The organism is Lysobacter sp. Root916, assembly GCF_001429785.1.
GTDB lineage: Bacteria > Pseudomonadota > Gammaproteobacteria > Xanthomonadales > Xanthomonadaceae > Lysobacter.
The window spans coordinates 1063894-1085514 of sequence record NZ_LMJF01000001.1 but is presented as its reverse complement, the minus strand read 5'-3'; the positions used below and the strand labels follow the sequence as shown (position 1 = coordinate 1085514).

Here is a 21621-nt window from a genome sequence, read left to right as displayed (position 1 = left end):
TTCCTGTGCCAGCCCCCGTACGGCGCCCAATCACCGAATGAATGCACCGATCAGCGACGGCCTGCACGGCCAACCCCATGCCATCGTCGAACGCGACGGCGTCCGCTATACCCTGCTCGGGACCGCGCACGTGTCGCAGGCCAGCGTGGACGCGGTGCGCGACGCGATCGGCAGCGGCGCCTACGACGCGGTCGCGGTGGAACTGGACCCGCAACGCCTGCAGGCGCTCACCGACCCCGACGCGCTCGCGCGCCTGGACCTGATCCAGGTTCTGCGCACCGGCAAGACCGCGCTGTTCGCGGCCAACCTGGCCCTGGCCGCTTACCAGCGCCGGCTCGCCGAGCAGTTGGGCATCGAGCCCGGCGCCGAACTCAAGCGCGCGGTGCTGGAAGCGCGCCAGCGCGACCTGCCCGTGCACCTGATCGACCGCGAGGTCGGCCTGACCTTCAAGCGCGCCTCCAGCAAGCTGGGCTGGTGGGGCCGGGCCAAGCTCGGCGGCGGCCTGCTGGCGGCGCTGTTCGTCGACGAGGAAGTCGGCGAAGAGGAGATCGAGAAGCTCAAGCAAGGCGACATGCTCGAATCCAGCTTCGGCGAATTCGCCAGCGAAAGCCCGCAGCTGTACGAAAGCGTGATCGCCGAGCGCGACCGCTACATGGCCGCGCGCCTGCGCGAATCGCACGGCGACGCGCGCGAAGTGCTGGCCGTGGTCGGCGCCGGCCACCTCCAGGGCCTGGCCCAGCACCTGCGCGAGGAAACCCGCGCGCCGGCGACGGTGCGCGAGGAACTCGAATCGCTGCCGCAGAAGAGCAGCATTCCCTGGTTCACGATCATCCTGTCCGCGTTCGTGCTCGGCGGTTTCGCCTGGGGCTTCTGGCGCGGCGGCATCGACGTCGGTTCCGACTTGCTGCTGCAGTGGGTGCTGGCCACCGGCGTGCTCGGCGCGATCGGCTGCGCGGTCGCCGGCGGCCATCCGCTGAGCATCCTGGTCGCGTTCGTGGCCTCGCCGATCACCCCGCTGCACCCGGCCCTGGCCTCGGGCACGCTCAGCGCGCTCACCGAGGCCTGGGTACGCAAGCCCACCTACGCTGACTTCATGGCCCTGCGCGACGACGTCCAGACCTTGCGCGGCTGGTGGCGCAACCGGGTCGCGCGCGTGCTGCTGAACTTCTTCCTGACCAGCCTGGGTACCGCGATCGGCGTGTGGACGGGTGGGTTGCGGATGTTGGGCAAGTTGATCGGGTGATCGATTGAGAGCGGGTGGAGCAAATCCCCCCTAGCCCCCCTTTTTCAAAGGGGGGGAACCGTCGACTTCGGAACGCCCCGTATGGCGCCTGTTTGTCTTCCCCCTTTGAAAAAGGGGGATTGAGGGGGATTTGCTTGTCCCCAGCAGCCGAGCAAGCTCAGCGCTTGCCCTGCTCAGCCGCGATCCACGCATCGATATGCGCCTCCAGCGCCTGCAGCGGCACCGAGCCGGTCGCCAGCACTTCGTCGTTGAACGCGCGCAGGTCGAAACGCTCGCCCAGCGCGGCCTTGGCCTTGGCGCGCAGCGCCGAGATCTTGAGCTGGCCGATCTTGTAGGCCAGCGCCTGCCCCGGCGTGCCGATGTAACGGTCGACCTCGTTGACGATGTCCTGGTCGGTCTTGGCGGCGTTGTCCTTGAAGTAGGCGATCGCGCGCTCGCGGCTCCAGCCCTTGGCGTGCATGCCGGTGTCCACCACCAGGCGCACCGCGCGCCACATCTCGTAGGTGAGCTGGCCGAAGCGGTCGTAGGGATCGTCGTACAGGCCCATGTCGTAGCCGAGCTGCTCGGCGTACAGGCCCCAGCCTTCGCCGTAGGCGACGAAGTAGGCGGTGCGGCGGAACATCGGCCGCTCCGGCAGCTCCAGCCCGCGCGCGAACTGGAAGTGGTGGCCGGGCACGGCCTCGTGCAGCGACAAGGCCATCATTTCCCAGCTCGGGCGCACCTCCGGCTTGTACAGATTCACGTAGTAGAAACCGGCGCGGCTGCCATCGACGGCGCCGGGCTGGTAATAGGCGGTGGTGGTATCCGGGGCGATGTTGTCGGGGATCGGACGCACGCCATAAGGCTGCCGCGGGATGGTGTGGAAGACCTTCACCAGCTCCGGATCGATGCGCTTGGAGAGCGCGCGATACGCGGTCAGCAGGTCCTGCGGCGTCTTGTAGAAGAACTTCGGATCGCTGCGCAGGTAGGCGAAGAACTCGGGCAACGTGCCCTTGAAGCCGACCTCGGCCTTGACCTGCTCCATCTGCGCGCGGATGCGCGCGACTTCCTGCAGGCCGGTCTGATGGATCTGCTCGGCGCTCAGGTCGGTGGTGGTGTAGTAGCGCGCCAGAAAATCGTAATAGGCCTTGCCGTCGGGCTGCTCGGCCACGGCGATGCCGGTGCGGGTCTTGGGCAGGTATTCGTCGTTGAAGAAGGCGGCGAACTTGCGGTACGCGGGCACGATGCGCTCGGCGATCGCCTGCCTGGCCTGGGCCTGCAGCGCGGCGCGGTCGGACTCGGGCACCGTGGCCGGAAAGCGCAGGAACGGACGGTAGAACGCGCTCTTGGCCGGGTCGTCGACGATCTGCGAGGCGATCTGCGCCGGCACGCGCTGCATCAGCACGCGCGGCGGCGTGCTGCCCTGCTTCAGGCCTTCGCGCATCAGCACGGTGGTCTGTTCGATCGTGGCCGGCAGCGCGTTCAAGCGCGCCAGCCAGTCGCGATAGTCCTTGACGCTGGCGAAGGGCAGCACCTCGGCGATGCCGTCGGCGGTCTGCACGCCGCCCTGGTGGCCGACCGGCTGCAGGTACTCGCGGAACTTCTGGCGCTCGATGTTGCGCTCCAGGTTCCAGGCGTAGGTGTCGTAATCGAGCTGGCTGTCGGCCGACAGGGCGGCGCGGTCGATCGCCTTGAGCCGGCTCAGCGCGTCGCGGTCGGCGCCTTCGCGCTGCGCGATCGCGGCCAGGCTGCGGTCGGTCCAGCGGTCGTTGAAGCGGTTGTCGCCGTTGTAGCTGGCGCCTTCCGGGCTCTCGACCAGGCCGCGCTCCCACTCGGCCTCGAAATAGGCCTTGAGGCGGGCGTCGGCATTCTGCGCATGCGCGGGCGCGACGAACACGGCCGCGGCGAGCGCGGCGAACACGAGCTTGCGGAACATGGCGATCCCCTGGAAGCGGATCCCGAGTCTAGCCCGCGACTTGCGCATCGGCGCTAGGCCGAAAGTCAATGTCGGCACTATCGGACCGATTCGGACAGGCTGGGTCTGCGCGCCTGCGGGCGAGGTTTCAGTCGCGGTCGAGACGACGCGACCCGCCGCGCACGGCGCGGGATCGGAATCGTCAGGGGAGGTCGCGACCCGGCCGGGTCGCGGGCTCAGGCCGCGTCGGCGGCGGTGGTGAAGCTCTCGCCGCAGCCGCACTCGGCGCTCACGTTCGGGTTCTGGAACACGAACTGCTCGCCCAGGCCCTGCTTCATGAACTCGATGCGGGTGCCGTCGACCAGCGGCAGGCTGATCGGATCGACATAGATGCGCACGCCGTCCTGCTCGAACACGGTGTCGCCCGGGCGCTGGTCGCGGGCCAAATCGGCGATGTGCTGCCAACCCGAGCAACCGGTGCGGGTCACGCCGAAACGCAGGCCCAAGGCATCGGGCGCCTCGGCCAGGAAATGGCGGACGCGTTCGAGGGCGGCGGGGGCGAGGCTGACGGACATCGGGGGACTCTCGTTGCTAGGCGGTCATGGTAACAGGCAGGCCGCGGCGACGGCCTGGGCCCTACCGATATGGCCCCGGGACGCAGCGTTTCAAGTTCCAGGCGGGAGCAGCAGATAGGTGGCGAAACTACCCAGCCAGTGCGCGCCGGCATAGTGCGCGTCGCTGACCGCGGCCAGGCCGCTGTCGCGATGGCGCGCGGCGGCCGCGCGCAGGGCGGCAATGCGGCGGTCGCCGGGCGGCAGGCCGCGCGCCATGCCTTCCAGCATCCAGGCCCGGCTCAGGTTCAGGCCGTCCAGGTGGGCGAGCTTGCCGTCGGTGGGGTCCAGGACCACGCCCGGGGTCAGCCAGCCGGCGTCGGCCTTGCGCGGAATCGCGGGCAGGAAGGCCTTCAGCCAACGCGCGTATTCGGCCGGCGGCAGCACGCGCCGCATCAGGTCGGCCTCGGCCAGACAAGGCGAGAGGAAGTCCTGGCCGGAAGGTTCGTAGGCGATCGGGCAGTCGCGATCGTTCAGATGGAACTGGCGTATGCGCGCCAGCAGCGCCTCGCGCAGGCGCGCATCGCCGCTGGCCTGGCTCCAGTCCAGGGCCAGGCCGAACGCGAACGCGGTCTGCGAATGCTCGCCGACCCGGATCGGCATGGTCAGCTTGGGCAGCCAACGCAGCAGGCGCCCGGCGGCCTCGCGCTCCAGCGGCTCCAGCGCCGCGGCCCACTGCCGCGCCTGCGGATCGTCCCAGCTGCGCAGCTGCGTGCCCAGCTGCAGCAGCCAGGCCAGCCCGTAGGGGCGTTCGAAGGATTCGTCGCTGCCGGCGCGCAGATAGGCCAGCTCGCCGGCGATGTTGGCCGCGGTCAGGTTGGCGGCCAGGGCGCGCCGCGCGGGCGCGGCGAACTCGGCCTGCGGATAACGCTGCAGCAGGCGCGCCAGCAGCCAATGCCCGTGCACCGAGGAGTGCCAGTCGTAGCAGCCGTAGAAGGCCGGATACAGCTTGCGCGGGGGTAGCGCGTCGGCGTCGCTGCGCAGTTGGTGCGACAGCTTGTTCGGGTACTCGCGTTGCACGCAATCCAGCGCCAGCTTGGCGAAGCGCTCGGCGCGGGCTTCGTCCAGCGCCGCCGGCGCCTGCGCCCACGCGCTCGCGGCGCACAGCCACAGCAGCGCCACCATCCAGCCTCGTCGCATGTCCCACTCCCCTGCCCGATCCTGGCCCGAGTGTAGCGGCGCCGTCGGCGCTTCGGGCCGCGCCGATCCGTTATCATCCCCGGTTCTTATCGAACAGCGTTCCGAGGCAGGAATCCCATGACGGTGGTCAGCGTCGAACAGGCACTCGCAGGCAAGGTCCCGGCGGGCGGTGAAGTCACGGTGCGCGGCTGGGTGCGTACCCGTCGCGACTCCAAGGCCGGGCTCAGCTTCGTCAATGTCAGCGACGGTTCCTGCTTCGCGCCGATCCAGGTGGTGGCGCCGGCCACGCTGGCCAACTACGACGGCGAGATCAAGCACCTGACCACGGGCTGTTCGGTGATCGCCACCGGCACCCTGGTGGCCTCGCAGGGCCAGGGCCAGAGCTACGAGATCCAGGCCAGCGCGCTGGAGGTGGTGGGCTGGGTCGAACAGCCGCTGACCTACCCCATGCAGCCCAAGCAGCACACGCTGGAGTACCTGCGCGAGTTCGCCCACCTGCGCCCGCGCACCAATCTGTTCGGCGCGGTCACCCGCATCCGCCACAGCCTGGCCCAGGCCGCGCACCGTTTCTTCCACGAGAACGGCTTCAACTGGATCAGCACCCCGATCGTGACCACGTCCGACGCCGAGGGCGCGGGCCAGATGTTCCGCGTCTCGACCCTGGACCTGGCCAACCTGCCGCGCGGCAAGGACGGCGAGGTCGATTTCTCGCGCGACTTCTTCGGTAAGGAAACCTTCCTGACCGTGTCCGGCCAGCTCAACGCCGAGGCCTATGCGCTGGCGCTGAGCAAGGTCTACACCTTCGGTCCGACCTTCCGCGCCGAGAACAGCAACACCACCCGCCATCTGGCCGAGTTCTGGATGATCGAGCCGGAGGTCGCCTTCAACGACCTGGCCGCCAACGCGCGCCTGGCCGAGGATTTCCTCAAGTACATGTTCCGCGCGGTGCTCGACGAGCGCGGCGACGACCTGGCCTTCATCGCCGAGCGCGTCCAGCCCGATGCGATCACCCGCCTGGAAGCCTTCGTCAACGCGCCGTTCGAACGCATCGACTACACCGATGCGATCGGCCTGCTGCAGAAGTCGGGGCAGAAGTTCGACTTCCCGGTCGAATGGGGCTTGGACCTGCAGACCGAGCACGAGCGCTGGCTGACCGAGCAGCACGTCGGCCGTCCGGTGGTGGTCACCAACTACCCCGAGCACATCAAATCCTTCTATATGCGCCTCAACGACGACGGCAAGACCGTCGCCGCGATGGACGTGCTGGCACCGGGCATCGGCGAGATCATCGGCGGCAGTCAGCGCGAGGAGCGCCTGGATGTGCTCGATGCGCGCATCGCCCAGTTCGGCCTGGACACGACCCACTACGGCTGGTACCGCGACCTGCGCCGCTACGGCACGGTGCCGCACGCCGGCTTCGGCCTCGGCTTCGAGCGCCTGGTGGTCTACGTCTGCGGCCTGAGCAATATCCGCGACGCGATCCCCTACCCGCGCGCGCCTGGTAGTGCCGAGTTCTGAGCCCCCGCACGCCATGACCACGGTGACCCTGTATCGCCCGACCGGCCCGAAGGAACTGGCCCTGGTCGAGGCCAGCGGCTTCCGGCGCTGGCCGCCGCGCCTGCCCGAGCAGCCGATCTTCTATCCGGTGACCAACGAGCAGTACGCGATCGACATCGCCACCCAGTGGAACATCAAGGACAGCGGCGTCGGCTATGTGACCCGGTTCGAAGTCGATGCGGATTTCATGGCGCGCTACGAAATCCAGAAGGTCGGCGGCGCGCACCACACCGAATGGTGGATACCGGCCGAGGAGTTGGAGCAGCTCAACGACCACATCGTCGGGCCGATCGAAGTCATCGGCGAATACCGCGCACCGCAATCCTGAGTAGCCCGTGATCCTGTTTCTAGCCCTGCTGTTCGTCGCCGTCGCCATTGCCGGCTTCTGCGCTTTCGTGATTTTCTGGCCGCTGTCGCTGGTGCACATCCGCGACCGCCATCCGGACCTGCAGCGCGAGCTCGGCGCGGGCGCGTTCGCCAATCCCTCGGCCTGGCGCTGGCTGTTGGGTCGCGGCTACCGCAGCGCCAACGACCGCAACCTCGACGGCCTGGCCAATCCGGCCCGGCTGTCGCTGCTGACCATCATCGCCGGCCTGGTTTGCGCCGGCCTGCTGTGGGCGCTGTCCACGGTGCTGCCATGAGCGATGCCTCCATGAACGATGAAGCCGTGAACGACACTCTGCGCGAGGAATGGTGGCTGGCCACTTTGGGCCGCACCGTGATCTGGGCGCGCCTGCGCGTGCGCGAGGCCGGTACCGCCGAGGTGTTCGACAGCGACGGCAATACCCTGGCCTACGACAGCGAGGACACGGCCCGCGCGGCCCTGATGGACGCCGAGTTCGTGTCGCTGGACGGCCTGGACGACGAAGATGCGGCTGAACGCGGTTTCGCGGTGGACGAACTGACCCCGCCGCGCGCCGACGACGACGAGGTGCTGCGCGAGCTGATGGTGCGCAAACTGCCGCAGCGGCACTGAGCGACGCATGTACCTGCCGCGCGCCTTCGCCGAGACCGATCTGGCCGCCTTGGACGCACTGTTCGCGCGCGACAACTTCATCAGTCTGATCAGCGTGCGCGACGGCGAGCCCACGCTCTCGCACCTGCCGGTGCTGTACCACCGCGACGGCGAGCGCATCCAACTGCGCGGGCACTGGGCCAAACCGAATCCGCAATCCCAGCACGCCGGGCCCGCATTGGCCGTGGTGCATGGGCCGCACGCCTACATCTCGCCGGGTTGGTACACCGACAAAGAGGAAGCCGCGCGCGTGCCGACCTGGAACTACGCGGTCGCGCATCTGCACGGGCGCTTGGACACGTTCGAGGACGAAGCCGAACTCGCGCGCCTGGTCGACGATCTCAGCGTACGACACGAGGCCGAAGTCGGCAGCGACTGGCGCTTCGAGGTTGAGCGCGACGACCTGCGCCGGCAGTTGCGCGGTATCGTCGGTTTTCGTTTCGAAGTCGAACGCGCCACGCTCAAGTTCAAGCTCAGCCAGAATCACCCGCTCGCCAACCGGGTCGCGGTGGCCGAGCGCCTGGACGCGCTGGGCGGCGAGAACGCGACCGAGGTCGCCGCGCTGATGCGCGCCGCCCTGCCCGACGCCTGATCTCTCTCACGCCGTATCGCAACCGGAGCACCGCCATGGACCTCGATCTGACCGGCAAACACGCCCTGGTATGCGGCGGCTCCGACGGCATCGGCCGCGCCGCCGCGCACGAACTGGCCCTGCTCGGCGCCGACGTCACCGTACTCGCGCGCCGGCCCGATGCGCTGCAAGCGGTGGTCGCGGCCCTGCCCACGCGCGCGGCGCAGCAGCACGGCTGGATCGCCGCCGACGTCTCCGACACCGCCGGCCTGCGCGCCCAGGTCGAAGCCCTCGCCGCCGGTCGGCCGGTGCACATCCTGATCAACAACAGCGGCGGCCCGCCCGGCGGACCCGCCCACAGCGCCCAGCTCGACGCCTACCTGGATGCCTTCAACCGCCACCTGCTCGCCAACCAGACCTTGGTCGCGGCGGTGCTTGCGGGCATGCAGTCGGCGCGCTGGGGCCGCATCGTCAACGTGATCTCGACTTCGGTGAAGGAACCCATCGTCGGCCTGGGCGTGTCCAACACGATCCGCGGCGCGGTCGCGAGCTGGGCCAAGACCCTGTCGCGCGAACTGGCGCCGTTCGGCATCACCGTCAACAACGTGCTGCCCGGCTACACCGAGACCGGTCGCATCACCCAGATCATCGGCGACCGAGCTCGTAGCTCGGGGCAATCCGAAGAAGCGGTCATCGAAACCATGCGCAAGACCGTGCCGGCTGGCCGCTTCGCCCAGCCCGCCGAGATCGCCGCCAGCATCGCCTTCCTGGCCTCGCCCGCCGCCGCTTACGTCAACGGCGTGAGCCTGGCGGTGGACGGCGGACGCATGCAGTCGATCTGAGCCGGCGAGCGCCGGCATCGCACGGGATGCGCCTCAGACCGCCGCGGGCGGGCGTCCCAGGCGCGAGCGTTCGAACCACCACAACGCCGCACTGAACAACAACCAGGCCAGGAACCAGGGCCAGGATGCGCTGCGATGCGTGTTCGCAGCGACGTCCGCAACGTCTGTGCGCGACGACGGCTGCGCGGCCAGCGCCAAGGTCTCCGCCTGCAGAGCGGCCGCGCGCAGGCCCGGCGCTTCGTCGGCGCTGCGCACCGCGAACGGCCAGGCGCGGTCGCCCTGGCGCAACGTGTGCCAGCCCGGCAGGCGCGGCCAGTAAGCGGCGCAGCGCGCCGCGCCGCTGGCCGGATCGATCGGCAACACCAGCTCGCTGCCGTCCGGCGCGGACACGCGCGCGCCCGCGCTTAGGCCGCACAGGCGCATGCGCCGGTGTGGTCGCGCTTCGGTGTCGATGTCCGGCGCGCCGCCGCTCTGCGCACGCGCCACCTTGGCCAGCAAGTCGTTCCACAAACGCGCGTGCAGATCGCCGCGGCCGGCCAGGGCCAGGCGGAAGCTGTCGGTCAGCGTCCACAGCGCGACGCGTCCGCGCCCTTGCTCGCGCCACACCGCCAAGGCGACGCCGCCGGCATCGCGCAGCAGGGTCTGGGTCCGCGGCGATTCCAGTCGCAGCACGCGTCGGCTCAGCACCGGCGTCTCCGGCACGGCCTCGTCGCGCGCTCGCGGCGCGTCGGCGCTGCCCGGGCCGAGGCGCGCGCGGATCGCGTCTTCGTCGGCGCCGCCGTCCAGCGCGAGCTTGGCGGTGGCGGCTTCGCGGCCGGCGTCGACGTTGAAGCCCAGCGCACGCCATTGCGCGCGCGTGCTCTCGGACAAAGGCCCGGTCGCGCGCAGGACCACGCCCAGGCCGTTGCGCATGGCCTCGATCAGGGCGGCGCGCTGGGCCGCGCCCAGGCCCTCCCAACTGCGATCGTCCAGCACGGCCAGATCGAAGTTGGCGAGGCCGGTGGCGTTGAGCGCGATCGGCGCATCGCCCAACTGCAGGCCGCCGCCGACGCTGATCTGGGTGTGCAGATCGGCGCCGCTGTCCAGCGCCCAGCGTCGCAGGTACTTGAGTTCGGGACTGGGCGCGCCGGCCAGGATCAGGATGCGCGGCGCGGTCTGGGCGGCGACGCTCAACGGCAGCTCGACGTCCTGCACGACTTTGCGTTGGGCATCGAGCAGGCGCAGACGGAACGGGGCGAGACCGGCGCCGCGCGCACTGCCGCTCAGGGCCAGGGCGCCGTTCGCGTCCACAGCCACGCGATCGACGCGTTGTCCGGCCGGATCCAGCAGTTCGGCGCTGCCGCCGGCCAGGCCATGGGCGCGCGCATGCACGACGAAATCGTCGCCGGCGGCGATCCGGCGCGGCAGCCACAGTCCGGTGAGGCCGCGCGGCAAGGGCAACGGCCGGAATTCGATCGCCAGGCCGCTTGCGGCATCCAGATCGCGGGCCTCCAGGCCGGCGCCGATCACGCGCAAGCGCCGCGTGCCGGGATGCCGGCGCAAGGCGGTGGCCAGGTCGGGCACGCGCTCGCCTTCCAGCGTGGCGGGCGCTTCCGGCAGAACCACGCGCACGTCGCCGGCGACGCCCTCGGCGAAATCGGCGATGCCCTGGGTCGCGACCACCATCGTGCCGGCTTCGCCCGGCAAGCGCGGCGGCAGCAGCGCCAGGTAGAGCAGGATCGCGCCCAGCGGTTGCGCGATCAGCAGCAAGCCCAGACGCCAACCCCGCGCGCCCCCGCCCGCGGGCGCACGCGCCTGGCGCAGAACCAGTCCGGTCCAGGCCGCCAACACCGCCAGCGCGAGCAGCGCGGCCAAGGCGAATTCCGGCGTGAGGTAGGCGGGGTTCACGGCGCCGACTCCTTGCGCAGGGCATCGAGATAGCGCCGCCCTTCTTCGCCGCCGTCCTCGCGCCGCGGCAGCGCCGCCGGCGGACGAGGCAGCAGCGGCCACAGCAAACCGCGCAGACGCGCGCGGCACGGCAGGCAGTCGGGACGCTCGCGCAAGGCATCGATCGCGGCCACGAACGCGAGCGGATCGGCGACGCGCGCCTCGTGCTCGCCCAGCCAGCGCTCCAGCGCGGCGGTGTCGACGGTTGCGTTCGCCGCGCCAGGTGCGGTCTCCAGGCTGCGCCACAGACTTTCGAGGCTGGCATCGGGCGCGCTGGCCGCGCTCAGCGCATCGCCGCGCCGCGCCAGACCTTCGCGCTCGCCGCTCATGCGCCGGCTCTCGTCGATCGGCGGCAGCTCCGGGCCGACCCGCGCCAGGTAGATGCGGCTGGCCTGCTGCACTTGCTTGATGTAGCGCAAGGCGCGATAGGCATAGGGCAAGGCGGTCTCCGGATGGGCCTGGCGCAGGTGCAGCTCCGATTGCCACATCTCGTCCAGCGCGGCCTTGAGCAATTTGCGCGTCTCCGGATCCAGCAAGGTCGCGGCCTCGGCGTGATCGTGGGTGTGGCCGTATTCCTCCAGCACCGAGCCCGCATCGCCGAAACGCGAGGGCGTCTGCGCCGGTGCGTGATCGTGATCGTCGTGGGCCTCGGGCTTCGCTTGGGCGTCGTGCCCGCCGTCCGCATGCGCCTGGTCTTCGGCATCGTTGGTCGGCGGCGGCTTGGGCTCGCCTTCGGCTTCCTCGCCCAGGAACTGGCCATAGCGCAGGCGCAGGATGCGCTGATCCACGCCGATCGCGTCCGAGCGCTGTTCGTATTGCGCGGCCGCCAGCTTGCGCCGCTGCGCGTACAAGGCCTCGGCGTCGATGATGATCTGGCGCTGGCTGCGGAAATACGCCGGCAAGGTGGTCTTGACCAGGCCTTCGATGCCGGTCGCCTCCTGGCCCAGGTCCGCCGGCCAGCGCAGGATCAGGCTGGGGCTGCGCGCGCTCTGCGGCTGTGGCGCGCGGTTGTCGTCGACGCTGAGTTGCACGATCAGGTCGTCGCCGACCGCGAAGCCCAGCGCGGCCAGATCCAGACGATGCGCATACCGCTTGGCGGTGGCGCCGCCGCTGCCGCGCAGGCCGATGCGCTGTTCGCGGAAGGTAATGCTCTCGCCGGAGCCCTGGGCCAGGGTGATGCGCAGGCTCGCGTTCGCGGCCAGGCCGTAGTCGTCGCTGGCGTCGAACACCAGCGGCCACACGCGCTGCCCCGGCGTGAGCAGGCTCAAGCCGCGGTCGGGTTCGATCACGCGCAGTTGCGGCGCACGGTCGGGGGTGAGATCGAGACGATAAAGGCGCCGCTGCTGCAAGGGCAGCGCATGCGCATCCAGCACGATGCGGTACAGCGTCGACTTCTCCAGCACCGCGCTCGCCGACCAGTCCTCGCCCTGGCGCTGCAAGGCCAGGCGGCGGCCGTCGTGGAACACCAGCTCGGCCGAGCCCGGCTGCGGCTGGAAGCGCAGGCGCCAGCGCAAACGCGCGCCCTGCACGGTCTTGGCCTCCAGTTGCGCTTCCTCGCGCGCCGGCAGACGCGTGTAGGCGGGCGGCGCGATCGCCAGCGAGGTCTCGCTCAGCCGCGTATGCGTGGGCGACGACGCCAGGCCGACCGCATCGGCCAGCCGTTCGCTCAAGGGCGCATCGTTCGGGCGCGGCCACAGCGACAGTCCGAGCAAGGCGAGTCCGGCCAGCGCCGCCGACAGCCACGCGCGACGCGACGACACGACCGGTCCCAGTGCGGGCGTCGCCACGCTTTCGAGACGCCCTTGCAGGCGCGTGCGCTGCAGCCGCTGCAGAGCACCCAGCGTCGCCGCGTTGGCGAACAGCAGATCGGCGCTGTCGTCCATATCGCGGCGGCGCGCATTGAGCTGGCGCGTGAGCCAGGCCGTGTCCAGGCGCAGCGCCAGGCGCCAGGCCAGCAGCGCGACGGCGACGATACCCAGCAGCGCGACCGAGGCCGCGACCGGTCCCCCGCTCCATCGCCAGGCGGCGACCGCCGCGACGATCGCCCAGGGTGCGGCCACCCGAACGGCATCGAGCCCGCGCCGCCAGCGCGCCGCGCGCAACAAGCGCTGCAGTTCGCCAGTTGCGTTCATGGCGTCGTCCCGCGGCCGGGCCGGCAGGCCAGCCAGCGTTCCAGCGCGAACAGCAGGCCGATCAACAAGGCCAGCCAGGGTTGCAGATCGCGGGCGGGCGCGGCATAGGCCGGGCCGCCGCTGCGCGGCGCGTAGTCGCTGGCTAGCGCGAGCGTGGGCTCGGGTGCCGGCGCGCTCAGCAGCTCGCGCAGACGGCGCGGAAACTCGGGCTCCAACAGCACCGGCATCGCCTGCGGCGTAAGCGCGCGGGTGAAGCGCAGCACGCGCCCGTCCCGGTAGCGACCGCCTTCGACCAGCACCGCGCCGTCGGCGTCGCGCCACAGCGGCGCCGGCGAGGTTCCCTCCGGCAGCGGCGCGCCCGCATCGAGCAGAACGCTACCGCCCGCCCCTACCCATTCCAGCAGCGGCGCAGGCAAGGCACCCGGCGCCAGCCATAGCAGGCTGCGCGTGCCCGGATCGCCGGGCGCAGCCGACGTCGCGGCCGCGACGTCGAGCGCGGCGGCTTGCGGCGACCACGACGACACCGCCGCACGCAGGTAGGGCAGCGAGGGCGCGCGCTCGGGCGCATAGCGGATCGCGAGCTTCGGCACCGCGAGCGGGCGCGCGACCGGCGCGGCCGGCGCCGCAGCGGCCACCACCTGCCATTCGATCTTGCGCGACAGCAGCGGGCGTTCGCCATCGGCGCCGGTCAGTTGCGCCGGCACCAGCACGCGCAGCGGCACATCCGCCGGCAGGGTCGCATCCAGCTCGCGCAGCAGGCTGGCCAGCGCGACCGGCTGGGTCGGCGATGGCGTGTCGATCTTCGGGAAGCCTGGCGCCAGCCAATGCGCGCGCGCATCGGGCGGGAGCTGCAGCGTGCGCGGATCCAGCCCCGGCGCGACCGCGACCCAGGGCCGCGCGGTCGCCGCCCCGTACATCACCGGGCGCGCCAGCCACAGCGCCAGCAAGGCCAGCAACAACAGTCGCAGCAGCAACAGCCAGCGTTCGTCGAAGCGAATGCGGTGGCGCGGCCGCGGCTTGTGGCGCAGCCAGCGCAGCGCCGCGAAATCGGTGGGACGCTGCTCGCTGCGCCGGGCCAGATGGATCAGCAGCGGCAGCAGCAGGGCCGCAAGCGCGGCCAGGGCGGCAGGCAGCAACAGCGCGAAGCTCACGCGTACTCCGCGGCGTCGCGGGCGCCGAACAAGCGGCGCAGCGGCAGATCGAGCTCCTGGTCGAGCACGTACTCGGCATGGCGAATACCGCAGGCATCCAGGCGCGCATCGACCTCGGCGCGGGCGGCGGCGAAACGCGCCAGGAACTCGTTGCGCAGCGCGACGCCGTCTCCCAGCAGCTCCTCGCCGGTCTCGGGGTCGCGGAAGCGGTGCCCGCCCTGATACGGGAAATCGCGTTCCTCGGCGGTCAGGATGCGCACGCTCAAGACCTCGCGCCGCGCCGATGCGAGACGCTCGGCCACCGCGATGCCGCTTTCGTCGAAGCCGTCGCCGAGCATCAGCACCAGGTCGTCGGCGCCGATGCGTTCCCACAGCGGGCGCAACTGCTCGCTGCTGGGCCAGGCGCCTTGCGCGGACAGCGCCTGCAGTTCCAGCAGCAAGCGATCGCGCTGACGCGGGCCGCTGGCGGGCGCGAGCAGACGCAAGCCGTCGCCGCGCAGGCCGATCAATCCGAAGCGGTCGCCTTGGCGCAAGGCCAGTTCGGCCACGCAGGCGGCCAGGCCCTTGGCCGCATCCAGTCGGCTCCAGTTCGGACGCGCGGCGTCGGTCTGATTCATCGAGGCGCTGGCGTCGACCAGCAGCCACACCGCGAGCGGGCTTTCGCGCTCGGCTTCGCGCACGAAGAAGCGGTCCGAGCGCGCATACAGTTTCCAGTCGATCTGGCGCAGTTCGTCGCCGGGTTCGTAGGCGCGGTACTGGGCGAACTCCAGGCCGGCGCCGCGGCTGCGGCTGCGGTGCAGACCCAGCCCGTGCGCGCCGACCGCGCGCCGCGAGGTCAGGCGCAGGGTGCGCAAGCGCGCCCGCACCGCCGCCGGAATCAAATCGCCGCTCATCGCGCTATCCGCCCTGCCCCGACGCTCAGGCGCCGGCGAACGGCACGCCGCGCAGCAGCGCCGCGATCACGTCGTCGGCGCTCTTCTGTTCGGCCTCGGCCGCGAACGACAGCAGCAGGCGGTGGCGCATCACCGGCGCCGCCAGCGCCAGCACGTCGTCACGGGTCGCCGCGAGGCGCCCATGCAGCAGCGCGCGCGCCTTGGCCGCGAGCACCAGCGACTGGCCCGCGCGCGGACCGGCGCCCCACTTCACCCATTGCCGCACTTCGGCCAGGGCGCTGTCGCGCGGCCGGCTCGCGCGCACCAGGCGGGTGATCCACAGCAGCAGATCGTCGCCCAGATGGACCTCGCGCACGCGCGCCTGCAGGGCTAGTACCTGCTCGCCGTGCATCACCCGCGGCACCTGCGCGCTGTGCGCGCCGGTGGTCTGCTGCAGGATGTCGTGCTCCTCGCGCTCGCTGGGGTAGTCGACGCGGATATGCAGCAGGAAACGATCCAGCTGCGCTTCCGGCAAGGGATAGGTGCCGGCCTGTTCCAGCGGGTTCTGGGTGGCCAGCACGAAGAACGGCGACGGCAGCGTGTGGGTGACGCCGGCGTAGCTGACCGTGCGTTCCTGCATCGCTTCCAGCAGCGCGGCCTGGGTCTTGGGCGGTGTGCGGTTGAGTTCGTCGGCCAGCAGCAGATTGGTGAAGATCGGGCCGGGCTGGAAACGGAAATGGCGATGGCCGGTGCCGTGGTCCTCCTCCAGCAGCTCGGTGCCGAGGATGTCGCTGGGCATCAGGTCGGGGGTGAACTGCACGCGCCGGAACTGCAGTTCCAGCGCCTGCCCCAACGAGCGCACCAGCAGGGTCTTGCCCAGACCCGGCACGCCTTCGAGCAGGCAGTGGCCGCCGGCCAGCAGGCCGATCAGCAACTGTTCGACCACGTCGTCCTGGCCGACGATGGCCTGCGCGATCGCGCTGCGCAGCGTGCTCAGCTGGGCCAGTTCGGCCTGGATGTCGGATTCGCTGGGGGTCTGGCTCATGGGTGTGCCCTTGCTGGTTCGTTCACGCGGTCAGCGCGTACATGACGATGTTGACCGCGAACTTGGTGTTGTCCTCGGCCAGGAAGCGCTTGTTGCGCCAGTCGTAGTCCCACTCGCAGCCGTAGTCCTTGTTGCTGTAGAGCACGCCCAGACGACCGTCGATCTCGATGCCCTGCAGGTACTCGTGGACCAGGTCGTCGCCCCAGCCGTTGAGTTCGAAGCCGGTCGCGGGCGGGCCGTCGAAGACGAAGAAGCTGCGGTAGATCGGATGGTTCTTGGGCAGCTTCTTCATCGCCTTGCGGCCGAAGATCGCCGCCATCTGCGATTCGAACGAGCGCGCGAACAGGCCGTCGATATCGTGATTGCAGTCGTCGACGAAGACGAAGCCGCCGTTGCGCACATAGCGCTCGAAGTTGCGGCGCTCGTCGGGATTGAACTCGAGCAGCTTGTGCCCGGCCAGGTAGCAGAACGGCGCGGTCAGCATCTTGGGATCGGCCAGCGCCAGCACGTGCTCCTTGGGATCCACGCGCAGGTTGGTGTAGTCGATCAGCGAGGTGATCAGGTTGGCCGGCATGCGCTGGTCCACGTCCCAGTCGCCGGAGTCGTACTTCAAACGGGTGAACCAGAAGTCGTACTCGGCCGCAGCCAGGGCCGCCTGCCAAGGCCGGGCCAAGGCCGCGCCGGCCAGGCCGCCCAGCATCAGGCGCAGGAACTGCGCGCGGTTCATGCGTACGCGCCCGCGCTCGGAAGCGCCTGAGGGCTGCGGGCGACGACACTGAGCATCGGCGGCTACAGCGAACGCGCGGTGTTGATGATGTTGACGCCGTTGAAGCGCGTCGTGCTCGATCCGTGCGACACCGCCGAGACCTGGCTGGGCTGGCCCTTGCCGTCGAAGAAGGAGCCGCCCATGCGGAAATCGCGCTGGTCGCAGACCGCCACGCAGGCGTTCCAGAACTCCGGCGTGCGGATCTGGTAGGCCGCGTCCTCGACCAGGCCCACGACCTGGCCGTTCTTGATCTCGAAGAACAGCTGACCGCCGAACTGGGCGTTGTAGCGCTGCTGGTCGATCGAATAGGAACCGCGCCCGTGCACGTACAGCCCACGCTCCACGCCCTTGACCATCTCCGCCACGCTCAGGGGTTTCTTGCCGGGCTTCAGCGAGACGTTGGCCATACGCTGGAACTGCACGCTGGACCAGCTGTCGGCGTAGCTGCAGCCGTGCGATTCCTTGTGGCCGAGGATATGCGCCTCGTCGCGGGTGGCCTGGTAGTCGACCAGGATGCCGTCGCGGACCAGGTCCCACTCGCGCGTCTTCACGCCCTCGTCGTCGTAGCCGACCGCGCCCAGGCTGCCGGGACGGGTCTTGTCGGCGACGAAGTTGACCAGCTCGCTGCCGTAACGGTAGCCCTGCTCGCGCTTGTCGAGGGTGGCGAAGCTGGTGCCGGCGTAGTTGGCCTCGTAGCCGAGCACGCGGTCCAGTTCCAACGGATGGCCAACGTTCTCGTGGATGGTCAGGAACAGGTTGGACGGGTCCACCACCAGGTCGTACTTGCCGGGCTTGACCGAGGGCGCCTTGAGCTTGGCGCGCGCATGCTTGGCGGCCGCGACCGCGTCCTCCATGACGTCGTAGGAGCTGCCGTAGCCGGTCATGCCGCCGGGCAAGGCGTGCTTGCCGGCCGGATCGGCGTCCAGGTATTCGTAGCCCAGGCCCATCGGCGCCGACAGGCCGTCGCGGGTGCGGAACTTGCCGCTGGCCTTGTCCACCGCAGTCGCGGTGAGCGGCAGCCAGATGCGGTGCACGTCCTGATCGATGTAGCTGCCGTCGGTGGAGGCGAAGTACTTCTGCTCGTTGATCACGAACAGGGTCGAATTGACGAAATCGGCGCCGGCCTTGATCGCCGCGGCGTTGACGCCCAGCAACAGCTCGACCTTGTCCTTGATCGGCACTGCCATCGCGTTCTTGCGCACCGGCGTGGCCCAGCGCACCTCGCCCACACCGCGCACCGGCGCCAGCTCGACCTTGCGGGTCTGGACCTTGGCGTTGGCGCGCGCGATCGCCAGGGCCTGGCGCGCCGCGGCGGCCACCGCCTCGGGCGTGGAGCGCGCGGTGGCGGCGAAGCCCCAGGCGCCGTCGCAGAGCACGCGGATACCGACGCCGGCCGACTCGCCGTTGACGATGTTGCGCACCTGGGCCTCGCGGGTGATCACCGACTGGCGCAGGTAGCGGCCGATGCGCACGTCGCAGTACGACGCCCCGCCCTCGCGCGCGGCGCTCAGGGCGGTGTCGGCCAGGGCGCGCCGACGCACGGCGTCGACCGGCTCCAGCAGGGCCTCCGCCGCGATGCTGCGGCCGTAGGGAAGCATGAGACCGGCCAGACCGAGGCCGGTGAAACTCAGAAAGTCGCGTCGTTGCACGGGTCGCAGGCTCGGCTGTAGCGGGGGAACGCGCGGCTGGCGCGTCGGCGATGGGCGGCGCGCCGGACACCGGCGGCACCGCCCGCGCCCTGTGGCGTCAGACCGCGTCCGACAACGAAGTGAAGGTGAAATCGCGCAGCTTCATCGGCGGAATCATCATCACGAACGAGGACTCGTCGCCGGCCACGCGCACCGGCTTGCCGAGTTCTTCGATGTTGTTGAGCATGATCACCGGCGACTCGTTGAAGCGGAAATTCTTCACCGGGTGCTTGATCACGCCGTTCTCGATGTAGAAGGTGCCGTCGCGGGTCAGACCGGTCAGCAGCACGGTCTGCGGATCGACCAGGCGGATGTACCAGGTGCGGGTGACCAGGATGCCCTTCTGGGTGCCCTTGATCAGTTCCGCGGTGGACTTGTCGCCGCCGGCCATCAGCAGGTTGCCGGGCGTACCGACCGCGCGCTTGCCCTGCTTCTTGGCCCAGTAGCGCGAGTAGCGCAGCGCCGCGATCTTGCCGTTCTCGACCACCGCCATCTTCTCGCGCGGCAGGCCCTCGCCGTCCCAGGGCATGACCGCGGCGCGCTCGTCCCAGGGATCGGCGACGATGTTCACGCGCGGGTCGTAGACCTGCTCGCCCAGCTTGTTGCCGCCGCCCTTCTTGGACAGGAAGCTGCGGCCCTCGTCGGCCTGACGGGCGTCGAAGAAATTCATCATGAACGAGATCAGGCCGGCGGCCGCGGCCGGCTCCAGGATCACCGTGTACTTGCCCGGCTCCAGCGCCTTGGCTTCGGCCGATTCGGTGGCCTTGCGCATCGCCGTACGCACGTCGCTGTCGACCTTGAAGTCGCCCGCGCTCTTGAGGTTGCGGCCGACCCAGCCAGAACCGCGGCCGTCGTCGGTGCGCACGGTGCAGGTGTAGTCGAAGTTGGTCGCGCGCTGATAGCCGAAATTGCCCTTGCTGTTGGCGAAGGCGACGAAGCTCTGGCCGTCCTCGAGGAAGCCGGCGGCGGTCAGTTTGTCGGCGCGGCAGGGCGCGATCGAATCGGCGGCGACCTTGGCGCGGTACTCGGGCGTGATCGCGGCGGTGGCTTCGCTGAAGGTATTGCTGGGCTTGTAGGTTTGCTTCTCGATCGCCGGCATGAATTCGGGGTTCTCCGGCGCCAGGCGCGCCAGATCCTCGGCGCGGCGCACCACGCGCTCGAGCGCGTCATCGTCGAACTCGTTGATCGTGGCCACGCCGACGCGGTTGCCGAATGCGACCTGGACCGCCAGATCGGCGTCGTCGACGATGCCGCTGGTGGAGACGTTATTGAGCGCGAAACGGATGTTGCCGTTGATCGAGCCGCTCAGCGTGGCCGTGCATTCGTCGGCCTTGGACAGCTTGACGACCTTCTCCAGCAGGGTCCGGGCTTCGGCTTCGGTAAAGATACTCATCGTGAATTCTCCTGGCGTCGCTTAGCCGAGCTTGCGGGCGGTGTTGATGACGTTGATGCCGTTGAAGCGCGCCGTGCTCGATCCGTGCGAGACCGCCGACACCTGGCCCGGCTGGCCCTTGCCGTCGAAGAACGAGCCACCGAGGCGGTAGTCGCTGTCGTCGCAGACGGCGGTGCAGGCGTTCCAGAACTCCGGGGTGCGGATCTGGTAGGCCACGTCCTCGAGCATGCCGGTGATCTTGCCGTTCTTGATTTCGTAGAACAGCTGGCCGCCGAACTGTGCGTTGTAGCGCTGCTGGTCGATCGAGAACGAACCGTCGCCGATGATGTAGATGCCGTTCTCGACGTCCTTGATCATGTCGGCGACGCTGAGCTTGTTCTTGCCCGGCGCCAGCGAGACGTTGGCCATGCGCTGGAATTGCACGCTGGACCAGCTGTCGGCATAGCAGCAGCCGTCGGACTCGGTCTTGCCGACGATATGGGCCTGGTCGCGGATGGTCTGGTAGTCGACCAGGGTGCCGTCCTTGACCAGGTTCCAACGCTTGGTCTTGACGCCCTCGTCGTCGTAGCCGACCGCGCCGAGGCTGCCGACCTGGGTCTTGTCGGCGAACAGGGTGACGTTGTCGCTGCCGTAGCGGAACTTGTCCTTGAGCTTGTCCAGGGTGGCGAAGCTGGTGCCGGCGTAGTTGGCCTCGTAGCCGAGCACGCGGTCCAGTTCCAGCGGATGGCCGACCGACTCGTGGATGGTCAGCCAGGTGTGCGAAGGGTCCAGCACCAGGTCGTACTTGCCCGGCTTGACCGAGGGCGCGGTCAGCTTCTCGCGCGCCTGCTTGGCCGAAGCCACGGCGTCCTCGAGCATGTCGTAGGAATCGCTGTAGTTGACCACGCCATTGGGCGAGACCACCTTGCCCGAGGCGGCGCCGTCGAGATACTCGAAGCCCATGCCCATCGGCGAGGACAGGCCGTCGCGGGTGCGGAACTTGCCGCTGGCCTTGTCGATGGCGGTCACCGTCATCGGCGCCCAGATCCGGTGCACGTCCTGATCGATGTAGGAGCCGTCGGTGGACGCGAAGTACTTCTGCTCGTTGACCAGGAACAGCATCGAGTTGACGAAGTCGGCGCCGGCCTTGACCGCGGCGGCGTTCACGCCCAGCAGCAGATCGACCTTCTCCTTGAGCGGAACTTCCATCGAGTTCTTCTTGATCGGCGTCTTCCACGACACCTCGCCCACGCCCGGCGCCTTGGCCAGCTGCACCGGCGCGGTCTGGCTCTTGGCGTTGGCGCGCGCGATCGCGGCGGCCTGCTGCGCGGCCTTGACCACGCCGTCGTTGGTGAGGCGGTTGGTGGCGGCGAAGCCCCAGGCGCCGTTGACCAGCACGCGCACGCCGATGCCGGTGGACTCGGTGTTGACCACGTTCTGGACCTTGTCCTCGCGCGTGATCACGAACTGGCGCAGGTAGCGCCCGATGCGCACATCGCAGTAGGAGGCTCCGGCCTGGGTGGCCGCGCCCAGCGCGGCGTCGGCCAGCACCTTCTTCTTGGCCACATCCAACGGCGAAAGCAGCGCCTCGGCGGCGATGAGGTTGCCGTAGGGAACCATCAGCCCGGCCAATCCCAGGCCCGACATCGTCAGGAAATCTCGTCTGTCCACGTTGATTCTTCCGCCGTTGAGGCCCGCATGTCGACGTCGCCGTCCGCCATCGGGCGTGGATGAGAAGGGTCCGTCCGAATGTGCAGAGCCGCTAACCGGCGCGTCAAGTGCCGAGAGGCCCGGGT

19 protein-coding genes are annotated in these 21621 nt (G+C 69.7%); 7 read left to right on the top strand and 12 right to left on the bottom strand.

Annotated features, from left to right (window positions below; translation table 11 throughout):
* The first annotated feature begins 37 nt into the window (after nucleotides 1-37).
* Nucleotides 38-1243, top strand: coding sequence for a TraB/GumN family protein (locus tag ASE35_RS05005; protein ID WP_056174599.1), 1206 nt, complete (start codon nucleotides 38-40; stop codon nucleotides 1241-1243).
* Nucleotides 1244-1400: 157 nt separating this feature from the next.
* Here the strand turns inward: ASE35_RS05005 and ASE35_RS05000 are convergent, their stop codons facing one another.
* The 3 genes from ASE35_RS05000 to ASE35_RS04990 form a co-directional block, all read right to left on the bottom strand.
* On the bottom strand, nucleotides 1401-3158 hold the full coding sequence (locus ASE35_RS05000) for a DUF885 domain-containing protein (protein ID WP_082611116.1): 1758 nt from the start codon (nucleotides 3156-3158) through the stop codon (nucleotides 1401-1403).
* 215 nt (nucleotides 3159-3373) lie between these two features.
* A complete protein-coding gene (locus ASE35_RS04995) occupies nucleotides 3374-3712 on the bottom strand; it encodes an iron-sulfur cluster assembly accessory protein (protein WP_056174597.1) in 339 nt (112 codons plus the stop codon).
* 90 nt (nucleotides 3713-3802) lie between these two features.
* Nucleotides 3803-4888 (bottom strand): DUF2891 domain-containing protein, encoded by a 1086-nt coding sequence (locus ASE35_RS04990; RefSeq protein ID WP_200956988.1) that lies wholly within the window; start codon nucleotides 4886-4888, stop codon nucleotides 3803-3805.
* A 117-nt stretch (nucleotides 4889-5005) separates the two neighbouring features.
* On the opposite strand from ASE35_RS04990, the gene asnS reads away from it, so the two are divergent.
* The 6 genes from asnS to ASE35_RS04960 are packed head-to-tail and all read left to right on the top strand — an operon-like array spanning nucleotide 5006 to nucleotide 8873.
* Nucleotides 5006-6406, top strand: coding sequence for an asparagine--tRNA ligase (asnS, locus tag ASE35_RS04985; protein WP_057163121.1), 1401 nt, complete (start codon nucleotides 5006-5008; stop codon nucleotides 6404-6406).
* A gap of 13 nt (nucleotides 6407-6419) precedes the next feature.
* Nucleotides 6420-6773 (top strand): hypothetical protein, encoded by a 354-nt coding sequence (locus ASE35_RS04980; RefSeq protein WP_056174590.1) that lies wholly within the window; start codon nucleotides 6420-6422, stop codon nucleotides 6771-6773.
* Between the two features lie 7 nt (nucleotides 6774-6780).
* A complete protein-coding gene (locus ASE35_RS04975; protein WP_056174588.1) occupies nucleotides 6781-7086 on the top strand; it encodes a hypothetical protein in 306 nt (101 codons plus the stop codon).
* 11 nt (nucleotides 7087-7097) lie between these two features.
* A complete protein-coding gene (locus ASE35_RS04970; RefSeq protein WP_056174587.1) occupies nucleotides 7098-7421 on the top strand; it encodes a hypothetical protein in 324 nt (107 codons plus the stop codon).
* Between the two features lie 7 nt (nucleotides 7422-7428).
* Nucleotides 7429-8052, top strand: coding sequence for an FMN-binding negative transcriptional regulator (locus ASE35_RS04965; RefSeq protein WP_057163120.1), 624 nt, complete (start codon nucleotides 7429-7431; stop codon nucleotides 8050-8052).
* Nucleotides 8053-8087: 35 nt separating this feature from the next.
* On the top strand, nucleotides 8088-8873 hold the full coding sequence (locus ASE35_RS04960) for an SDR family oxidoreductase (protein WP_057163119.1): 786 nt from the start codon (nucleotides 8088-8090) through the stop codon (nucleotides 8871-8873).
* Between the two features lie 33 nt (nucleotides 8874-8906).
* Here ASE35_RS04960 and ASE35_RS04955 read toward each other — a convergent pair whose 3' ends face one another.
* From ASE35_RS04955 to ASE35_RS04915, 9 genes are all read right to left on the bottom strand, one after another.
* The gene (locus ASE35_RS04955; protein WP_057163118.1) at nucleotides 8907-10760 is read right to left on the bottom strand and encodes a hypothetical protein; all 1854 of its coding nucleotides are present in this window, start codon (nucleotides 10758-10760) and stop codon (nucleotides 8907-8909) included.
* Nucleotides 10757-12931, bottom strand: coding sequence for a hypothetical protein (locus tag ASE35_RS04950; protein ID WP_057163117.1), 2175 nt, complete (start codon nucleotides 12929-12931; stop codon nucleotides 10757-10759). Before ASE35_RS04950 ends, ASE35_RS04955 begins: the two co-directional genes overlap by 4 nt.
* Nucleotides 12928-14082, bottom strand: coding sequence for a BatA domain-containing protein (locus ASE35_RS04945; protein WP_057163116.1), 1155 nt, complete (start codon nucleotides 14080-14082; stop codon nucleotides 12928-12930). Before ASE35_RS04945 ends, ASE35_RS04950 begins: the two co-directional genes overlap by 4 nt.
* Nucleotides 14079-14975, bottom strand: coding sequence for a DUF58 domain-containing protein (locus ASE35_RS04940; protein WP_056174580.1), 897 nt, complete (start codon nucleotides 14973-14975; stop codon nucleotides 14079-14081). The genes ASE35_RS04945 and ASE35_RS04940 overlap by 4 nt, the downstream gene beginning before the upstream one ends.
* Before the next feature lie 25 nt (nucleotides 14976-15000).
* On the bottom strand, nucleotides 15001-15999 hold the full coding sequence (locus ASE35_RS04935) for a MoxR family ATPase (RefSeq protein WP_057159251.1): 999 nt from the start codon (nucleotides 15997-15999) through the stop codon (nucleotides 15001-15003).
* A gap of 22 nt (nucleotides 16000-16021) precedes the next feature.
* Nucleotides 16022-16726 carry a DUF4159 domain-containing protein gene (locus ASE35_RS04930; RefSeq protein WP_057163115.1) on the bottom strand — a complete coding sequence of 235 codons (705 nt, stop codon included), beginning with the start codon at nucleotides 16724-16726 and terminating at the stop codon, nucleotides 16022-16024.
* A gap of 62 nt (nucleotides 16727-16788) precedes the next feature.
* On the bottom strand, nucleotides 16789-18414 hold the full coding sequence (locus ASE35_RS04925) for a TldD/PmbA family protein (protein WP_057159249.1): 1626 nt from the start codon (nucleotides 18412-18414) through the stop codon (nucleotides 16789-16791).
* A gap of 97 nt (nucleotides 18415-18511) precedes the next feature.
* Nucleotides 18512-19846 carry a TldD/PmbA family protein gene (locus ASE35_RS04920; RefSeq protein WP_057163114.1) on the bottom strand — a complete coding sequence of 445 codons (1335 nt, stop codon included), beginning with the start codon at nucleotides 19844-19846 and terminating at the stop codon, nucleotides 18512-18514.
* A gap of 21 nt (nucleotides 19847-19867) precedes the next feature.
* Nucleotides 19868-21496, bottom strand: a complete 1629-nt coding sequence (locus tag ASE35_RS04915; protein WP_056174569.1) for a TldD/PmbA family protein — start codon at nucleotides 21494-21496, stop codon at nucleotides 19868-19870.
* Between the last annotated feature and the right edge of the window lie 125 nt (nucleotides 21497-21621).